This window comes from Saliphagus infecundisoli (genome assembly GCF_020177375.1).
GTDB lineage: Archaea > Halobacteriota > Halobacteria > Halobacteriales > Natrialbaceae > Saliphagus > Saliphagus infecundisoli.
On sequence record NZ_JAIWHV010000006.1, the window covers coordinates 123004 to 140590 of the forward strand.

A 17587-nucleotide genomic window follows, 5' to 3' on the forward strand; every position below is an offset into this window, starting at 1 on the left:
GACCACGTCGGGGCCACCAGGAGATCCGACCCTCGACCCCGGAGCTATCGCCCGAGCCACGCGTTCAGCGGCGTCGCCCGTTTCTGAAGCGATCGGAACCGGCCGTCGAGCCACGCCCACGCCGCCGGCGAGTCGGACTCGACGATCACCGTCGGCAGGCCGCTGGTCGGGTCGTGGCCCGACACCGAGACGTCGTCGCGGTCGACCGAGAACGTAAAGGGGACGGCCTCGTCGGGGACGACTCCGATCGAGAGGTGGGGCGCCTCGAGCGCGTCGAGGAACGCCTCGCCGCCGACGGCGTCGTGGGCCGCAAGCGCGCGCTCGGCGAACAGCCACTCGATGCGGTCTTTGGTGTCGACGATCTCCCGGGCGTCCTCGAGCAGTCCCGTCGGACTCGCGCTCGAGACGACGCCGCGGGGGTCGTGGGCGGCCTCGAAGCGTTCGATCGCGCGGTCGGCGACGCGGTAGGGGTCGGTCGCGTCGACGGTCGTCACCGTCGGATCGGTCAGCGTGTGGGCGTGGTCGAGCAGGTCGGGGTGGGAGATGACCTCGAACAGCGGGTCAAGGCGGTCGATCGCCTCGATGCCCTCGAGAAAGGTTTCCGCCAGCCGGCCGAAGGCCTCGCCCCGTGTGGTCGTCCGGTAGCCGTCCGCGGTCCGCTCTACGTACTCCTGGTCGGCGAGAGCGACCGTCATCCGGTAGACCGTCGTGCGCGAGACGTCGGTCGCCTCGGCGAGTTCCCGTCTCGTCCGCGGGGCATTCCGGCACGCCTCGAGGATCGGGGCGTACCGGAGGCGGTCCATCGCGTCCGCCCGTCGATCTCCGGCCATGCTCGCGTGGTTCGAGGAGCGCCGGTATAACGGTTCACTGACGAACGGGCTGTTCGCGGGTGAACAACCGTTCGAACGGTGGGTATATTTCTCCGTTCGTCAACCGATAGACGATGTCTGGCGGGCGGTCTGTCGGTGGTGGGGGAAGGCAGTGGCGGTCGTCGCACCGACGATACGCCACTCGGTCGCCGACGACGGGCCCGCTCGGACATCGATCGCGGAGATTGGAGAGGACGGTCCGAACGGGCCGGTTCTCCCGGGGCTCTCGATGTCGACGCCGGGGACCCCGATTCGCCGACACCGAAAACCGGACCGGGAGAGGAGCGTCGCCGGGGTTTAAGCGAAGGAGGGTCGAGAAGCCGGCATGGACGAGCTTGCTGTCGGGGTGATCGGTGGTGGCTGGATGGCGAGCGACTACCACCTCCCGACGTACGACGAGCACCCGGCGACCCGGGTCGTCGATCGGGAACCCGTGGATGGAATCGCGCTGGCACCGAATCGTAACCGACAGTTCGGTTCGACAGACTGTCGTTCGTCCCGAATTCAACCCGCTTGATCGCCATCCACTCCGATTGATCCACGAACGGTATCCGGGGTTCATGGACCCGTCCGTCCCAGTAGGGAGCACGCCCATGACCCACATCACGGAGAACGACCGGGCGGCCGGGCGGTGTGACGGCTGCGGGAACATCTACACCGTTCGGCTCTCCCCCGACGGGGAAATCGAGCCGATCGGGGTCCCCGCAGGATGTACGCAGTGTGGCGGCACCGAGTTCACCGTCCTCGGACGGGCCGACGGGTCGCCGTCGGCGCCGTAACCTACGTCGACCGCCGAGCCGTCGGGTCCAAACCCCGGCGGCGGGAGTCACCGTCCAGTCGGCAACCGCCCGGAACGAGCGAGAACGGCCATCCCGACGGCGATGGCGGCGACCGCGACGGCGTACCCCCGAAAGACCTCCGAGTAGGCGATCCCGCCCTGGGCGAACAGCCCGACCGCGACGCTTCCCGGCGCCTGGATGAGCATCATCGTCGCGCTGAATCCCGAGTAGGCGCTGGCACGGTTCTCGTCGGGCAGGGTCTCGAGGAGGTAGGCGTCGCCGACGGGGAACAGGCCGTGGATGACGACGCCCATCACGATCGAGACGGCGGCGATCCCGGCGACCCCGGAGACGACGGTAAAGGCGAGCAGGCAGGCGACGAATCCCCCGAGGACGGCGAGCAGGACGGGGAGATACGAAAACCGGTCCGCGAGGCGGCCGGCCACCAGAAACGAGGGGATGCCGGCGGCGAACATCACGGTCAGGAGGGTGTTGGCCGTTCCCGACCCGATCCCCTTGGCGGCGCCCAGGTAGGTGACGTAGAAGTTAAACACGCCCTGCCAGACGAACCCCGTGAAGCCGACGAAGACGATGCCGGCGGCGACCAGGCGCCACTGGGCGGCGATTCCCGCCAGCAGGTCGCGGTCCTCGCGGCCGGCGTCGGGGAGGTCGGCCCGGCGGACGGCGACGGCGAGGACGGCGGTCGCGACGACCGCGAGGGCGGCGAGCGCGCCGAAGCCGAGCCGCCAGGAGCCGAGTGCGATCGTCGCGGTCACCAGGAACGGCGCGCCGACGGCGGCGACCTGAGAGGACATCCCGCGGATTCCGACCGCGAGCCCGATCCGCTCGGGGTAGAGTTCGCTCACGAGCGGGTTGGCCGCGATGAAGAAGACGCCGGTCGCCAGGCCGATCAGCAGGGCACCGAGGACGGTCAGTCCGATCGTCGGCGAGAGGGCGGTAAACGCCGCCGCACTCGCGAGAAAGGCGCCCATCCCCAGCAGGACGCGGTGGCGGGAAACGAACGTGAGCAGGTAGCCCGTCGGGAGCCGGGTGAGCGCGCTCCCGATCCAGACGGCCGTCGCCGCAAGCCCCGCAGTCGCCGGACTCACGCCCGACTCGATGAAGAAGTCCACGAGGGGTGCAAACGCCATCCGGCCGTAGTTCACCAGAAAGGAGAGCAGACAGATCGTCCCGAACAGGCCCGCCCGCCCCGACGGTTTCGGCCGCGTCACGGCTGCGACCACCCACGCGGCTCCGGCGGTTCGGCCGACCCGCTCGCGGCGCGGGCGCCGACGGACGTCGCTCGATCCACGTTCGACACGTCCGGCGGTCTCTCCCTCGTGGAGTTGAACGCCTCGGTGTCGGCCGACCCTGCCTCTTTCGATGGGTGCCGACGCGTCCCTCGCACGCTGAAGCTTTTTGCCGCCGTCGGTTGATCGGTGCCCATGACGAGACACGTCAGCGACGAGCAGGTCCGCCACTGGCTCGACGACACCGTCCTCCGGTCGGTCGAGAGCCACGACGAGTCGGGAACCGAGTTCAACTTCGAGCTCGAGCTCTCCCGGCTCCCGATTCACGTCATCAAAGAGGAGCAGTGGGGACCGGTGCGGATCGTCGGGCGAAACGGGTTCGAGGGCGAGGGTGCCACGGAACTCCTCCGGGACGACGACCGGCGAAGCCAGTTGCTGCAGTCGATCGGGCCGATGCTGGCGGCGACGCCGGGCTTCTACACCTTTCTCGACGGGGAAGGCGCCCCCGCGGCGCTTCGCCACGCCTCGACGCTCCAGCTCGAGGCCCGCCTCTACCCCGAGGAGACGACCCAGCAGGCGCTGATGGACGGGGTGATGGGAATCGGCTCGTGTATGCGCTACGTCCGGGACGTCGTCGTCGCGATGACCCCGACCGAGCGCGAGGAGTGACTCCTTCGATCCCGCCCGCGACCGAGACACGCATCTATTTGGGGCGGGACTTTCTCTCCCGAATCGATGAGTACGACTGTCAGCCTCGGCGTCGTCGGCCTCGGTTTCATGGGCCGGACCCACGCCGACAACGCGGTGGAGTTCGGCCACGACGTGATCGCGGGCGCCGACGTCGTCGCCGAGACCAGGGAGGCGTTCGCGGGCGATTACGGCGCCGCGACCTACGAGTCCTTCGAGGAGATGTACGATTCCGAGGAGCTCGACGCGGTCGCGGTCTCGACGCCGAACGCCTTCCACGAGCCCGCCGTCGTCGCCGCCCTCGAGCGGGGCTATGACGTCCTCTGTGAGAAGCCGCTCGCCGACGACCTGGCGGGCGCAGAACGGATCGCGGCCGCGGCCGCCGACTCCGAGGGCTTCTGTATGGTGAACTTCCACAACCGGCTCTCGACGGCCGCGGAGGTCTTCACCGAGTATCAGGCCGAGGGCCGGTTCGGCGAGATCACCCACGTCGACGCTGACTACGTCCGCCGGCGGGGGATTCCGGGCGTGGGCTCGTGGTTCACCGAGAAGGAGCTGTCGGGCGGTGGCGCCGTCGTCGACATCGGTGTCCACGCGATCGACTTCGCGCTCTACCTGATGGAGTATCCGGAAGTCGAGGAGGTCTTTGCGGTCACCCGCACCGAGTTCGGCCACCGCGAGGACTACGTCGATCCCGGCGACTGGTACGATGAGACCGACGACGCCGTGTTCGACGTCGAGGACTCCGCAACCGCGATGATCCGGTGTGGCGACGACCGGACGATTTCCCTCGAGGTGACCTGGGCGGCCAACCAGCCCGACTCGACGGAGTTCCTCGCCCGCGGGACCGAGGCCGGCGCGACCCTCGAGCTGGGCGGCGAGGAACTAACGATCCACGAGGCCGGCCGGCAGGGCACCGACCACCTCGTCGACGCGACCGTCTCCGAGGGGTCGATCGACCACGCCGGCTGGGCCGGCAGCGATCGGCTCTTCCTCGAGGGGGTGGCGGCGGGCGAGGCCCCCGAGATGAACACCGTCGAGCAGGGGCTGTCGGTCCAGCGGGTGATCGACGCGATCTACCGCTCGGCGGAGTCGGGTACCTGTGTCGCCGTCGGCGACGAACGCCGGGACGACGCGGCGTAGACCTGACCACGTCCCCGCGACGAACGACAGCCTACTTACGCACGCAAGCCAACCGGTCGGTATGGGAGGAACGGTCGTCGAGATCGGACTGGCAGCCGAGGAGTTCGCCCTGAGCGAGACGACGGATCGCTTCGACGACCTCGAGTACGAGATCGAGCGCGTCGTCGCCCACGACACCGACCACGTGATGCCCTACGTCTGGATCGACGGGCCGAGCGCCGGCGACGTCGAGGACGCCCTCGAGGGCGACGACAGCGTCGCCGAGATAGAGTGTCTCGCGGATCTGGAAGAAGAGCGCCTCTATCGGATGGACTGGGTCGCACAGATCGACACGCTGGTGCAGATCCTGGTCGAGGAGGAGGGGGCGATCCTCTCGGCGGAGGGCAACGGCGACGACTGGCGCCTGCGAATCCTGTTTCCGAGCCGAGACGCCCTCTCGCGGACCCACGACTACTGCGAGGATCGGGGCCTCTCGATGGACATCTACACGATCTACAACGTCGACGACGGCCGCAAGGGCCGGTTCGGGCTAACCGACGGCCAACAGGACACGCTGGTTTCGGCCTACGACGCCGGCTACTACGAGATCCCCAGGGACACCTCGATGACCGATCTCGCCGAGGAGATCGGCGTCTCCCACCAGGCGCTCTCCGAACGCCTCCGGCGGGGCCACGAATCGCTGGTGGAAAACACCGTCATCATCGGGACCGAACGGTAGTACGGCGGCCACGGGAACGTACCGGAGACCGGTAGATCGAATCCCGCCGGAGCCCGAACGACCCCCGTTCGCCCTCTGCTCGAAGCGGAATCGAAACGACCAGCGGGCTGTCCTCGGAGCCGTGGATGCGATCAGTTCCCGTCGTCGGTGTCATCGCTTGCGTTTCGATCACCCTCGCCGTCGTCGGTTTCGGTCTCGTTTTCGCCACCGCCGAGCCCGATCTCGCTGAGGTCGATCGCGACGTCCGGGTCCCCGCTGTCGTCTTCTGGCTCGTCGTCGGGGTCCTCGTCGTCGTCGATACAGCCGGCGAGGCCGACAGCGAGGGCGGCGACTGTCGCCCCGAACCGTCGTCTGCCGAGTGGAGGGCCGGTCATGGTAGTTTCCCCTTCCGGCCGACGCCTATAACGGGGGGACAGCGTTGAGACCCTTGACGCCGATTCAGTCACGTCTCCCCGAATTTCTTGATCGCCTGAATCCACGATTTCGTCCGTTCAACGACAGCCATCCGCCACGAGAACCGTTCGCTTCGGAACCGACCGCCGGCCCGAACGCCGTCGCGTCGTCCGCCGAAACGACCGGTCTGACGGGTCTCGCCGGAGCGAACCCGGACTTACGTCCTCGATAATCGTCCGGAACGGTTGCCCGCCCTCGCGTGAACGCGGGCGGTCAGCCGGTCTCGGTGACCTCGCCGTCGATCTCCGCGTCGTCAACGTCGACGCTCGAACCGGTGACCGAGCCGTCGACCTCGGAGTCCGAGCCAATCGTAACCGCGCCGCCGGCGTCGACGTCGCCGCCGATCTCGACGTCGGCCCCGACCGCTATCTCGCCGCCTGCCGCGAGGTCATCGTCGAAGTCGGCACCGTCCTCGACCTTGATCGCTCCGCCGCTCTCGACCTCGTCGTCAATTTCTGCCTCCTCCCCGACGACCAGATCGCCGTCGGCAGCGATCGAACCGTCGACGTCGGCCCCGTTCTCGATCGTGACGGCCCCGCCGCTTTCGATCCCGCCGCCGATCTCGGCCTCGCTTCCGACCGTGACCGGGCCGTCGGCCGCGATCGAGCCGTCGAGTTCCGTCTCCGGCTCGATCCGGACCGGGCCGCCTGCGGAGACGTCGCCCTCCTCCTCCTCGCCCGAGATCGTGACCGCTTCGTCCCCCTCGGATCCCTCCTCGACACCGTCGGAACCGTTCCCGTCCTCCGAGCCCTCCGCGGGAGCGTCCCCCTCGTCCTCGGCGTCCTCGGCATCCGTCCCGTCGGCATCATCGGCCTCGTCGGCCTCGTCTACCTGCTCGGCTGCACAGCCGGCGAACCCTGCCGCGAGGACGACCGTTCCGGTCACGAGAACGTCTCGTCTGTTCATGACTCTCCTCAGCGAGGAACGTCGATAAGAATTGTGTCCGTCGAGTCGCCCGGTCGTAGCGTATCCATCGGGAACCGCGTCGTGCCGTTGGCAGCCGACGGCGTCAGCAGTCGGCGGGCCGGACGCGGTCAACCTCCTCGCCGTCGATACAGAGGGCGACGGTCGAGCCCTCGATCCCCTCCAGCGCGATCGAGGAAGTTCCGCCGGCGTCGACCTCGACCTCCCGGACGGTCTCGCCGTCGACGGTGATCGTCGCCGTCATCGCCGTCTCGCCGTCGTTTCTGACCTCGTACTGACCGCTGCCGTCCGCGCCGGTGCCGGTCGCGGACAGAGAGGCCGTCCCGGCCGAGCCGCCGTCCTCGTCGCTGGCGTCGTCGCTGCCGCCGGAATCGGTGTCCCCGTCCGGGTCGGCATCCGCCTCCGGATCGGTAGCCGCGTCCCCGTCCGACGTTCCCTCGGTGTCGTCGGTTCCTTCTGAGCCGTCGCCGTCGGAAGCGTCCCCACCCGTCTCTCCGCCCTCGCTCGCGCCTCCATCGCCCCCGTCGTCAGCCCCGTCCTGCCCGTCCCCGCCGTCGGGGTCGTCGTCCTCCTGACCGCCGTCGCCGGAGCCGTCTGCGGGTGCGTCGTCGTCGGACTCCTCCCCGTCTTCGGACGCTCCCTCGGAGCCGTCTTCGGCCGGATCGCCGTCCGCGGAGTCGTCCGACCCGTCCCCGTCGTCCGTACCGTCGGAGCTGTCGGAGTCGTCGCCGGTGTCGTCCTGCTGATCGCCGCCATCCCCCTCGTCGGAGCCGTCGGAGCCGTCCCCCTCGGAGGCCTCCTCGTCCGTCCCTCCATCGTCCTGCTGACCGCCGTCCTGCTGATCGTCGTCGCCCGCCTCTCCGTCGTCCTGCTGATCGCCGTCATCCTCGCCCGTATTCCCGTCGTCCTGCTGCTCATCGCTGTCCTGCTGGTCACCAGCATCACCGTCCTGCTGGTCCCCATCGCTCTGCTGATCGTCGTCGCCCGTTCCTCCATCGTCCTGTTGATCGTCGTCGCTGGAGCCCTCGCCGTCGGAGCCGTCCTGCTGGTCACCATCGTCCTCGGAGCCTCCGTCGTCGGGGTCGTCCACCGCAGTCCCCACGCGCTCGAAGATCGTTCCCGGGTTGCCGACGACGAGTCCCGGATTCACGCCGCCCTCGTTGAGCGCGATCCCGTAGATGGTCGCCTCGGTCGGGGTCTCCGCGGTCGCCCACTCGCGGGTGGTCCGCTCGACGATCGTCCCTCCGGCGCCGGCCGTGACGACGTCGTCGTCGTCGGCGTCGATGGCGTTCAACTCACTGCCGCCGGCCCAGTGGGCCGTCCAGACCGCGCCGTTGTACCGCAGGACGGTGCCGTTGCCCGCGGAGACGTAGATCTCCTCGGGCGAGCGGGCGCTGACGCCGGTGTAGGCGGCGGAGCCGCCGTCGACACCGATGGTCTCCCAGGAGTCGCCGCCGTCGGTCGTCTCGTACACCTGGCTCGTCGTGTCGACGACGTATCCCGTCTCGCTGTCGACGAAGTCGATCCCCAGGGCGCTCGAGCCCCCGCCGGGTTTGATGACGTCACCCCAGTCGATGCTCCCGTCGGAGCCCTTCGTTCCGCGCAGATACTCGCCCGAACCGTTGACCAGGTGGACCGTCTCGGCCCCGAGTTCGCCCGTGACGGCGATCGCCTCCCACGTGCTCGTCTTCCGGCTCGTGCTGCCGTCTTCCTCCTCGATCTCGGGCTGGGAGTGGTCGGTCAGCTCCCCCTCGACGGCGTCGTACTCGCCGAGGGCGCCGCTGCCGCCCGCGAACCAGACCCCGTTCCCGAGATCGGTCGCCGCGACGGCGTTCAGCGTGTTCTCCCCGGCGCCCGGACCGTCCTCGACGACGACCGACCACTCGCCGTCCGACCGCTCGATGACGGTCCCGCCTTCCCCGACCGCGTAGGCGTTCTGGGCCTGAGTCACCCCGTGGAAGACCACCTCGACCGGCGCCTCGGCGGCCTCCCACTCCGAGGTCGATTCGTCGTCCTCGACCGGGGCGGCGCCGTACTCGCCGTTCTCGACGGCGGTCCCGCTCGCCCCGACGGCGGCGTGTGGGTAGTCGCCGCTCGCGTCGAGGCTCACGTCCTCCAAGGTGTTCTCGGCGTCGACGTCCGCGGCCCGAAAGCCCCGCGAGGTCTGCTCGTAGATCGTCCCCTCCGCGCCCGAGATCGCGGCCTCCTCGTCGGTCGCATCGGCCCCGAGCAGCCCGTTGCCGCCGGCCCAGAGCTTCGTCCAGACCGCGCCGTTGTACCGCAGGACGGTGCCGTCGCCTGCGGCGACGTAGATCTCCTCGGGCGAGCGGGCGACGACGTCGTTGTACCCCGCCGAGCCGCCGTCGACGCCGATGGTCTCCCAGGAGTCGCCGCCATCGGTCGTCTCGTACACCTGGCTCGTCGTGTCGGCGATGTAGCCCGTCTCGCTGTCGACGAAATCGATGCCGAACGCGCTCGACCCCCCGCCGGGCTTGATCACGTCACCCCAGTCGACGCCGCCCGCCTCGGTGACCGTTCCCCTGAGGTACTCGCCGGAGCCGTTGATCAGGTGAATCGTCTCCGAGTCCGCGGCGCCCGTGACCGCGACCGCCTCCCACGTGCTCGTCTTCCGGCTCGTGCTGCCGTCCTCTTCCTCGATCTCGGGTGCGGAGTGGTCGGTCAGCTGGTAGTCGGTGACGTCGTACTGGCCGACGACGCCGCTGGCGCCGACGAACCAGACGTGGTCGCCGTCGTCGCTGGCGGCGACGTCGGTCAACGACGCCGGCTCGGTCGCCGGGAACCGCTCGACGACGGTCTCCCAGCCGTCGGCCCGGCGCGTGAGGACGACCCCGCCCTCCCCGACCGCGTACGGCCCCCGGCCCGACTGGGCGACGCCGGTCAGCGTCGTGTCGACGGGCGTCTCGATCGCCGACCAGTCGCCGGTCGTCGGCTCGGGGTCGTCCTCGGCGGTGTACTCGCCGCGCTCGACGATGGCCCCGCTCCCGCCGGCGGCGACGGCGGGAAACGCGTCGCTGCCGAGGGCGACCCCCGAGAGCGTGCTTTCGGTCGGCGTTCCGACCTCGGTCCACTCGCTGCCGTCGTACTCGTAGACGCTCCCGCCGGCACCCGCCGCCAGCCCCTCGCTTCCCTCGCGGGTGACGGTCTCGACCGTCGACTCGCCGACGGTCACCGGCGTCCAGTTGGCGCCGTCGTAGCGGTAGATGACGCCGTTGCCGGCGGCGACGTTGATCTCGTCGGCCGACACCGCCGCGACGTCCCGGAACTCCTCGCTGGCGCCGTCGATACCGATCGTCTCCCAGGAGTCGCCGCCGTCGGTCGTCTCGTACACCTGGCTGGTGGTGTCCGCGATGTAGCCCGTCTCGCTGTCGACGAAGTCGATGCCGAACGCGCTCGAGCCCCCGCCGGGCTTGACCACCTCGCCCCAGTCGACGCCGCCCGCCTCGGTCAACTGGCCGTTGAGGTACTCCCCCGAGCCGTTTGTGAGGTGGACCGTCTCCGAACCCGCCTCGCCCATGACCGTGATCGCCTCCCACGTGCTCGTCTTGCCGTCGGGCGCGGAGTGGTCGGTCAGCTCCTCGTCGACGGCGTCGTAGCGGCCGATGACGCCGCTTCCCCCGGCGAACCAGACGTGGTCGCCGTCGTCGGTGACCCCGGCGCCGGTCAGTGCGTTCGATTCGACGGTCGGACCCCGTTCGAGAACGGTCTCCCAGCCGTCGGCCCGACGTGTGAGGACGACCCCGCCCTCCCCGACCGCGTACGGTCCCTGGCTCGACCGGACGACGTCGTTGATCGTCCCCTCGATGGGGGCGTCGGCCGCCGTCCACTCGCCCTCCTGGGCGAGCGTTCTCGAGCCACCGACCGCCCCGGCGAGGACGGTACCAGTTCCGATCGCGAGAAACCGTCGGCGCGTCTGCGTCAAGCGCGTCATGAAAACGGATCGATTCCACGGTACACAGGACTATCATAAATCCGTGATGCTTTCAGCTTCCGAAACGCGGGGCGAGGACGGGAGATCGCCCGGAACTGAACGGACGGACAGCTTCCGCGCCGCGGACGGAGAGATTATGGGACACTGAGACACTAATAGGGTCGAAAAGAAAACGATAATCCCCCTATCAGTCCGAAACGGGCGTAATCTCCGCAGTAACTAGCTTTATTACTGTAACACCCGAAAGTAGTGATGTCGGCGCACCGCGCCGGCGACGCGAATCGACGTATCGCCATCCGACCGACCCTGTGAGTGCCGGTGGATCACTCATGTCCGATCACCGTGTGCGGCCATCCGTGGCTGTGTGGCCGCCGACTTCCCGACCGCGACCGGTCGCCCCGAGCGGATCGGTCGTACGGTCACCTATCCGACTTCTCCCGAGCACCAGCCGTCAGTAGATCAGTTCGTCGTCGTTCTCGACCATGTACAGCGTCCGGGCGGCGATGTTGACCGCATGGTCGCCGATCCGCTCCAGATCGCGGATGGTGAGCAGGAGCCGGGAGACGTCCTGGAGCAACCCCTCGACCTCGCTCGGCGTCTCGAGTTCGCGCTCGATCAGGTCCCGGACGACGACCTCGCTGGCACGCTCGGCGAATCGATCGACGTCGTCGTCGTGTTCGGCGAGTTCGTAGCAGGCCTCGACGTTCTCGGTGTCGTAGGCCGCCATCGCGTCCTCGATCATCTCCAGGGTGAGCGACCCCATCTCCTGGACGTCGACGTCGGGAAAGAGGTCGCGCTCGGCGTCGATGGTGTACTCCCCCAGGTTCGTCGCGAGGTCGGCGATCCGCTCGAGGTCGGTGATGATCTTGAACGAGGCCGCGATGAAGCGGAGGTCGCTCGCGACGGGCTGCTGGAGGGCCAGCAGGTCGATGCAGTCCTGTTCCAGGTCGAGGTACATCCGGTTTACCTCGTCGTCGCGCTCGATCACCTCGCGAGCGAGGGCCTCGTCCTTCCTGTCCAACGCGTCCAGGCCCATCCGGAGCCGTTCCATGACGACCTCGCTCATGTAGAGGACGTCGCCGCGGAGTTCCTCGAGCTGTTCCTGGTACGATTGTCTGGCCATACCGACCTCTCCCGTTCGGGAGGCATGTAGCTTGTGCCCACGACTGCTCGTTCACTGGCCGGTGCCGGGTCCGGTGGGCCTTTACTCGTGGCCCGCCGATCTCCGGCCATGACCGAACGCGCCGAGGACGCCGTCCGGGCCTACTACGACCGGCTCCGGAACGACGACCCGCTCGCCGACGCCTTCCGGGAGGGCGAGAGGACCGTCAAGTTCGGGATCACCGAGTCGCTGTTCGGGAGCGAGGCGGTCCGGGCGGCCCTCCGAGAGCAACGCGAGACGACCGCCGACTGGCACGTCGAGAGCCACGACCTCCGGGTGGAGGAGTACGACGACCTCGCCCGCTTCGCCGACGAGGTCACGATGGCCTGGACCGACCGTGAGGGCGGCGCCCGGCGGCGCTACGACAGTCGCTGGAGCGGGGTCGTAGAACGGATCGACGGCGAGTGGCTGTTCGTCACGATGCACGTCAGCGCGCCCCCCGAGGATGACGGGTAGACGCTCGGCCGACCCGGTCGGCTCGCGGCGGCTGAAGGCCGCCTTCGTCGCCCTGGTCGGGGGATCCGGGGGACTGGTCGCGCTCCAGGGCGACGCCGCGCCGCTCCTCGTCGCCCTCGCGGTTCTCGGCGGGCTCCTCGCCGGCTTCGCCCTGCTCGCCTACCTGCGCTGGATCGTTTAGGGATCGAGCCGGCGGAGCCAGCGGTCGGGCTCGTCGATCTCGTCGTGGTTGGGCAGGTTCGCCGGGCGCTCCCAGACGGCGCCGGCGGCCGCAACGTCCCGCTCGGCGGCGACGTGCTCGAAGAAGGCCTTCCCGCGCTCGTACTGGCGGCGCTTGAGCCCGAGCCCGATCAGCCGCCGGAACAGCTGCTGGAGGGGGTTTCGTCCCTGCCGGCGGGCCTCTAACTTCTCCCGGAGGTCCGCGTACTCGTCGTCGAAGGCGTGGTCCATTAGGAGCTCGGCGTACCCCTCGACGACGGTCATCGTCGCGTCGAGCTCCCGGAAGGCCTTCTTGTCGAAGCTGCCCTCCGAGAGCTCGTCGATCCCTCGTTGCATCCGCTCCTCGAGGTGGTCGGGGAGCCAGGGCGCGGCCGCGAACTCCGCGGCGTGGGTGACCTCGTGGTAGGCGATCCACCGGCGAAAGCGGTCGTACTCGACGTCGAGGGCGTCAGCGGCGTCGACGATGTTCGGCCGGAGGAAGTACAGCGCGTGTTCGCGTGTCGGGTCGTCGGCCAGCAGGAGGGGGTCGTACTGGCCCAGCACGTTCCGGCCGAGAAAGGAGAGCATGACGGTCATCGTCCCGGTGTTTACCGTCCGGGCGACGCCAGGGAAGGCGCCGACCCGGGACTCGACGGGCGCCATCACCCGCTCGAAGGTCTCGACGTTGGCGTCGATCCAGTGGTGGCGGTTCTGGATCTCGACGGTGCCCGGAAGCTCGAACTCGAGGCCCGCGATCTCCGAGACGTCGTCGCGGGCGTCCCGGACGTCGCCCGCGTAGGCCGCCCGCTCGCCGGGCTCGAGGTCGATCGAGCCGGGGTCGGTGGCGGCTTTCGCGGCCTCAGCGGCGGCCCGCCAGTCGACGGCCCGATCGCCCGACGCGCCGGCGACGGTCCGGGCGCTACGATAGAGGTTCACGCCGCTCGATAGGGGGAGGCGAGCCAAAAGGGTTCTCCCCCGTCGGAGTTCGGTCGGCGGTCGCCGCGACCACTTTCGGGGAGCACCGGACCATCACCTCCCCGCAGAGATCGTCCGCTCTCGGGCCCCTTCGGTAGCGTTTTGGGGACGGCCCGTCCACCTCGGGCCATGACCGACTATCCCCCGATCGGCGAGCAACTCGACGACCTCGAGGCGGCTCGCGAGGAGGGCCGTCGAAAGATGGAGTGGGCGGCCCAGCACATGCCGATCTGTACGCGCCTGCGCGAGGAGTACGAGGAGGAACAGCCACTGGAGGGCCAACGGATCGGGATGGCGATGCACGTCGAGGCGAAGACGGCGATCCTGGTCGAGACGCTCGCGGAGGCCGGCGCGGAGGTCGCCGTCACCGGCTGTAACCCCCTATCGACCCACGACGACGTCTCGGCGGCGCTCGATAGCCACGACTCGATCACGAGCTACGCCAAGCGCGGCGTCGACGACGAGGAGTACTACCAGGCGATCGAGGCAGTCATCTCCCACGAGCCGACCGTTACCGTGGACGACGGGATGGACATGATCGCGGCGATCCACGAGGACCACCCCGAACTGATCGAGGGGATCCTGGGAGGCTGCGAGGAGACCACCACCGGCGTCCACCGGCTTCGTGCGATGGACGCAGACGGCGCGCTCGAGTACCCCGTCTTCGCGGTCAACGACACGCCGATGAAGCGGCTGTTCGACAACGTCCACGGCACCGGCGAAAGCTCGCTGGCCTCGATCGCCATGACCACGAACCTCTCGTGGGCGGGCAAGAACGTCGTCGTCGCAGGCTACGGCTACTGCGGGAAAGGCGTCGCGAAGAAGGCCGCCGGACAGAACGCGAACGTCATCGTCACCGAGGTCGAGCCCCGTCGGGCCTTGGAGGCCCACATGGAGGGCTACGACGTGCTGCCGATGGCCGAAGCCGCCGAGGTCGGCGACGTCTTTCTGACGACGACCGGGAACCGCGACGTCATCGTCGAGGAACACTTCCCGGAGATGAAAGACGGCGTCCTGCTGGCGAACGCCGGCCACTTCGACATCGAGATCGACCTCGAGGCCCTAGACGACCTCGCCACCGAGCGCTACGAGGCCAGAGACGGCGTCGAGGCCTACGTGATGGACGACGGCCGGCGGTTGAACGTCGTCGCCGAAGGTCGGCTGGTGAACCTCGCGGCGCCCGTCGCCCTGGGTCACCCGGTCGAAGTGATGGACCAGAGCTTCGGGGTACAGGCTGCCTGCGTCCGCGAACTCGTCGAGAGCAAGGCGTACGGGCCGGGCGTCCACGACGTGCCGGACGAACTCGACAAGGAGATCGCCGAGATCAAACTCGAGGCCGACGGCGTCTCGATCGACTCGCTCACCGATACCCAGACGGAGTACATGGGAAGCTGGGAGCACGGGACCTGAACGGGTTTACTCGGGGTCCGGTTGGTTTCGACGGCCATTCATGTGGGGGCGGCTTCGGAAGAGGAGCGGTTCGGAGAGAGGAACGCCCAAGGGAGTTCCCTTCCTACGGGGGGCATGGACACGCTCACCGAGGCCGACGGCCGGGTCCGGTCGGTGCTCGTCGCGGTCGCGTTGACGGTCGCCGGGCTCCTCGCCTCCCAGGTGACGACGCTGCCGGCGATCCTGGTCGAACCCGACCTGGCTCTCGACCCGTCGGGCGTCGGCCGCGGGCTGCTGGTCGCCTTCTTCATCCTGAACTTCCTCGGCTTTGCGGTCGCGGGCGCGGCCTATCTCGCCTACACCGGGCTGGGCTGGTCGTTCGTCGATCTCCGAACGCCGTCGCTTCGCGACTGGAAGTACGCGATCCTCGGCATCGTCGCGAGCTTCGGGTTCGTGATCGTCGTCAGCGTGCTCGCGACGGTCGCCGACCTCTCGGCGACCGACAACCAGGTCGTCGACTACATCGGCGACGACTCGACGATGGCGCTCTATCTCATCGTCATCGCCTTCCTCTTCAATGCCCCCGCCGAGGAGTTCCTCTGGCGAAACGTCATCCAGAAGCGCCTCTACGCCGCCTTCTCCCGGATGGGGGCCGTCGTCGTCACGAGCCTCGTCTTCGCGGGCGTCCACTTTCCCGTCTACGCGGCGACCGCGCCGAGCCTGGACCCGACCGGCCTCGCCGGCGTCCTCGTCTCGTTGCTCGTGGTCTTCGGCGGCTCGATCGTCTTCGGCTACGTCTACGTCCGGACCCGGAACCTCGTCGTCCCCATCGTCGCCCACGCCGGCTTCAACGCGATCCAGTTCGGGTTCCTCTATCTCACCATCGAGTACGCCCCCGAGGACCTCGAGGCGGCGATGGCGCTCGTCCGGCTCGCTCTTCCCGTTGGATGAGGCGAATCCGTCGGTTTCGACCGCCATAGCGCCCGATTCCCGGCCGATGGGAACCGTCGGCTCGTTATACGTGGTCGGGACGCGTCGATCCAGACGTGAGGTGACCGACGATGGAAACAACGCTCGAGAACCGATTGGAGAGCCGCCTCGGGGGGATCACCCTCGAGGGGAGACCACACCAGCTCGGCGCCTGGGCCGTCGTGGGCCTGCGCCTGCTCATGGGCTGGGTCATGCTGTCCGCGGGCTGGGGGAAGGCCACCGGCGGGTTCAGCGCCGAGGGCTACCTCGCGAACGTCGATCCGGCGAGCCCAGCCAGCGGACTCTACGGAGCGATGGCCGCCGACGCGACGCTGATGGCCGCGGTGGACGTGATCGTCCCCGGGACCCAGCTCCTGATCGGCGCCGCGTTGATCCTGGGTGCCGCCGTCAGGCTCGCCGCGTTCGGCGCCACGCTCCAGATGGTGCTGTTCTACTTCGGTAGCTGGGACGTCGCCAACGGCCTCGTCAACAGCCAGCTGGTGTACGCCGCCGTCTTCCTGACGCTGGGCGCGCTGGCCGCGGGCCGGATCCTCGGGGTCGACCGGCTCGTCGAGGCCCACCGGATCGTCCGGGAGCGCCCGGTCCTGAAGTACCTGCTTGGCTAACCTATCCTCTCCTCCCGACCCTCCATCGCTCCCCGACGACCGCGCCACTCCGCCCGGTTTATTATCGCCCGCGAGCGATCCCGTGTATGTCCCACGCGAAGGGCGACCGGCGCGAGCGCGAACTCGTCAACGCCCTCGACGAGGCCGGCTTCGCGGTGATGCGCGCGCCCGCGAGCGGCGCCGCGACCGACCGGGAACTACCCGACGTGCTCGCCGGCGACGGCGAGACGTTCTACGCGATCGAGGCCAAATCCAGCGCGGGCGACCCGATCTACCTCTCCGGCGAGGAGGTCGAGGCGCTGACCTACTTCGCCCGGAACTTCGGCGCGAAACCCCGCATCGGCGTCCGGTTCGACCGCGAGGACTGGTACTTCTTTCATCCCGCCGACCTCTACGTCACCGACGGCGGCAACTACCGGGTCAAAAAGGAGCGTTCGCTCGCCGACGGCACCGACTTCGCCGAGTTCGTCGGCGACAGCGAGAAGGTCACCCTGGCGGAGGTCGCCGATGACGGACCCGACCCCGAAATCGTTCGGGTGCTGCAGGCGGTCGAGCAGGGGGAGTTGTCGGTCGAGGAGGGCGCGGCAATGTTGGAGTGAGCCGCCCGAACGTGATGGTACGACTGCGTTAGGAAGTCACAGAGCCGTTTCCACACTTGGTGTTATTTCTGGAATATGTTCATTCCAGACATGAATGTATCATCCACGTCAGTCGTTCTTCACATACTCAGCTGGTAGCCTTACCGGCGAGCAGTTCATACAGCATTAGTAGTCCCATGGAAAGGAACATGACACCACTTACTAGAGCGAACGTTCCGGTGTCGTACAGTAGAGTATATCCACCTAATCCGAGGATGACCACAGCTCCGATGGCCTGTGCAGTTCGCGATCCCCAAAAATCAACCAATTGTTGCGTGAGGGTGGACATACACGACCGATCTTCACACTGATTTATAATATGCCTTCTCGTACTGACCGATATATCTAAGCCTGTACTAAGCACGAGAATCAGGTTGAGCGGGCCGAAAACAACCGTCGGAC

The 17587-nt window shown here is 68.4% G+C and carries 20 protein-coding genes; 12 read left to right on the forward strand and 8 right to left on the reverse strand.

All coding sequences use genetic code 11. The features are described from left to right. Window positions 1-44: 44 nt before the first annotated feature. On the reverse strand, window positions 45-830 hold the full coding sequence (locus LCF40_RS10585) for a helix-turn-helix transcriptional regulator (RefSeq protein WP_224828448.1): 786 nt from the start codon (window positions 828-830) through the stop codon (window positions 45-47). Window positions 831-981: 151 nt separating this feature from the next. On the opposite strand from LCF40_RS10585, the gene LCF40_RS10590 reads away from it, so the two are divergent. The 3 genes from LCF40_RS10590 to LCF40_RS10600 all read left to right on the forward strand — a co-directional run bounded on the left by LCF40_RS10590 (window position 982) and on the right by LCF40_RS10600 (window position 1648). Beyond that, complete coding sequence (locus tag LCF40_RS10590) at window positions 982-1170, forward strand: hypothetical protein (RefSeq protein WP_224828449.1); 189 nt, start codon at window positions 982-984, stop codon at window positions 1168-1170. A gap of 24 nt (window positions 1171-1194) precedes the next feature. After that, window positions 1195-1386, forward strand: a complete 192-nt coding sequence (locus LCF40_RS10595) for a hypothetical protein (RefSeq protein WP_224828450.1) — start codon at window positions 1195-1197, stop codon at window positions 1384-1386. Between the two features lie 76 nt (window positions 1387-1462). After that, window positions 1463-1648: a hypothetical protein gene (locus LCF40_RS10600; protein WP_114576061.1), complete on the forward strand. Its 186-nt coding sequence runs from the start codon at window positions 1463-1465 to the stop codon at window positions 1646-1648. Window positions 1649-1695: 47 nt separating this feature from the next. Here LCF40_RS10600 and LCF40_RS10605 read toward each other — a convergent pair whose 3' ends face one another. Further along, entirely contained in the window at window positions 1696-2880 is a 1185-nt protein-coding gene (locus LCF40_RS10605; RefSeq protein WP_224828451.1) for an MFS transporter, read from the reverse strand. 213 nt (window positions 2881-3093) lie between these two features. Between LCF40_RS10605 and LCF40_RS10610 the strand changes: the two genes are divergently transcribed. The 3 genes from LCF40_RS10610 (at window position 3094) to LCF40_RS10620 (ending at window position 5446) form a co-directional block, all read left to right on the forward strand. Further along, window positions 3094-3567: a hypothetical protein gene (locus tag LCF40_RS10610; protein ID WP_114576059.1), complete on the forward strand. Its 474-nt coding sequence runs from the start codon at window positions 3094-3096 to the stop codon at window positions 3565-3567. A 66-nt stretch (window positions 3568-3633) separates the two neighbouring features. Then, window positions 3634-4728 carry a Gfo/Idh/MocA family protein gene (locus tag LCF40_RS10615; RefSeq protein ID WP_114576058.1) on the forward strand — a complete coding sequence of 365 codons (1095 nt, stop codon included), beginning with the start codon at window positions 3634-3636 and terminating at the stop codon, window positions 4726-4728. A 61-nt stretch (window positions 4729-4789) separates the two neighbouring features. After that, window positions 4790-5446: a helix-turn-helix domain-containing protein gene (locus tag LCF40_RS10620; protein ID WP_224828452.1), complete on the forward strand. Its 657-nt coding sequence runs from the start codon at window positions 4790-4792 to the stop codon at window positions 5444-5446. A 131-nt stretch (window positions 5447-5577) separates the two neighbouring features. Here the strand turns inward: LCF40_RS10620 and LCF40_RS10625 are convergent, their stop codons facing one another. From LCF40_RS10625 to phoU, 4 genes are all read right to left on the reverse strand, one after another. Further along, entirely contained in the window at window positions 5578-5820 is a 243-nt protein-coding gene (locus LCF40_RS10625) for a hypothetical protein (RefSeq protein WP_114576056.1), read from the reverse strand. Between the two features lie 292 nt (window positions 5821-6112). Next, on the reverse strand, window positions 6113-6805 hold the full coding sequence (locus LCF40_RS10630; RefSeq protein WP_224828453.1) for a polymer-forming cytoskeletal protein: 693 nt from the start codon (window positions 6803-6805) through the stop codon (window positions 6113-6115). A gap of 103 nt (window positions 6806-6908) precedes the next feature. Next, window positions 6909-10772 (reverse strand): hypothetical protein, encoded by a 3864-nt coding sequence (locus LCF40_RS10635; RefSeq protein ID WP_224828454.1) that lies wholly within the window; start codon window positions 10770-10772, stop codon window positions 6909-6911. Window positions 10773-11223: 451 nt separating this feature from the next. Beyond that, window positions 11224-11895 carry a phosphate signaling complex protein PhoU gene (gene phoU, locus LCF40_RS10640; RefSeq protein ID WP_114576055.1) on the reverse strand — a complete coding sequence of 224 codons (672 nt, stop codon included), beginning with the start codon at window positions 11893-11895 and terminating at the stop codon, window positions 11224-11226. 108 nt (window positions 11896-12003) lie between these two features. On the opposite strand from phoU, the gene LCF40_RS10645 reads away from it, so the two are divergent. Further along, window positions 12004-12390, forward strand: coding sequence for an AtzH-like domain-containing protein (locus LCF40_RS10645; RefSeq protein WP_114576054.1), 387 nt, complete (start codon window positions 12004-12006; stop codon window positions 12388-12390). After that, window positions 12380-12571 carry a hypothetical protein gene (locus tag LCF40_RS10650; RefSeq protein ID WP_224828455.1) on the forward strand — a complete coding sequence of 64 codons (192 nt, stop codon included), beginning with the start codon at window positions 12380-12382 and terminating at the stop codon, window positions 12569-12571. Before LCF40_RS10645 ends, LCF40_RS10650 begins: the two co-directional genes overlap by 11 nt. Here the strand turns inward: LCF40_RS10650 and LCF40_RS10655 are convergent. Then, window positions 12568-13524 (reverse strand): zinc-dependent metalloprotease, encoded by a 957-nt coding sequence (locus LCF40_RS10655; protein ID WP_114576052.1) that lies wholly within the window; start codon window positions 13522-13524, stop codon window positions 12568-12570. The two genes, LCF40_RS10650 and LCF40_RS10655, sit on opposite strands and share 4 nt — an antisense overlap. 168 nt (window positions 13525-13692) lie before the next feature. Here LCF40_RS10655 and LCF40_RS10660 point away from each other — a divergent pair, with 168 nt between their 5' ends. The 4 genes from LCF40_RS10660 to hjc all read left to right on the forward strand — a co-directional run bounded on the left by LCF40_RS10660 (window position 13693) and on the right by hjc (window position 17146). Then, window positions 13693-14973: an adenosylhomocysteinase gene (locus tag LCF40_RS10660; protein ID WP_114576051.1), complete on the forward strand. Its 1281-nt coding sequence runs from the start codon at window positions 13693-13695 to the stop codon at window positions 14971-14973. 114 nt (window positions 14974-15087) lie between these two features. Continuing rightward, on the forward strand, window positions 15088-15903 hold the full coding sequence (locus LCF40_RS10665; RefSeq protein ID WP_114576050.1) for a CPBP family intramembrane glutamic endopeptidase: 816 nt from the start codon (window positions 15088-15090) through the stop codon (window positions 15901-15903). 110 nt (window positions 15904-16013) lie between these two features. Beyond that, entirely contained in the window at window positions 16014-16547 is a 534-nt protein-coding gene (locus tag LCF40_RS10670) for a DoxX family protein (RefSeq protein WP_114576049.1), read from the forward strand. A gap of 86 nt (window positions 16548-16633) precedes the next feature. After that, window positions 16634-17146 (forward strand): Holliday junction resolvase Hjc, encoded by a 513-nt coding sequence (gene hjc, locus LCF40_RS10675; RefSeq protein WP_224828456.1) that lies wholly within the window; start codon window positions 16634-16636, stop codon window positions 17144-17146. A gap of 127 nt (window positions 17147-17273) precedes the next feature. Here hjc and LCF40_RS10680 read toward each other — a convergent pair whose 3' ends face one another. Then, entirely contained in the window at window positions 17274-17474 is a 201-nt protein-coding gene (locus tag LCF40_RS10680; RefSeq protein ID WP_224828457.1) for a hypothetical protein, read from the reverse strand. Window positions 17475-17587 lie beyond the last annotated feature (113 nt).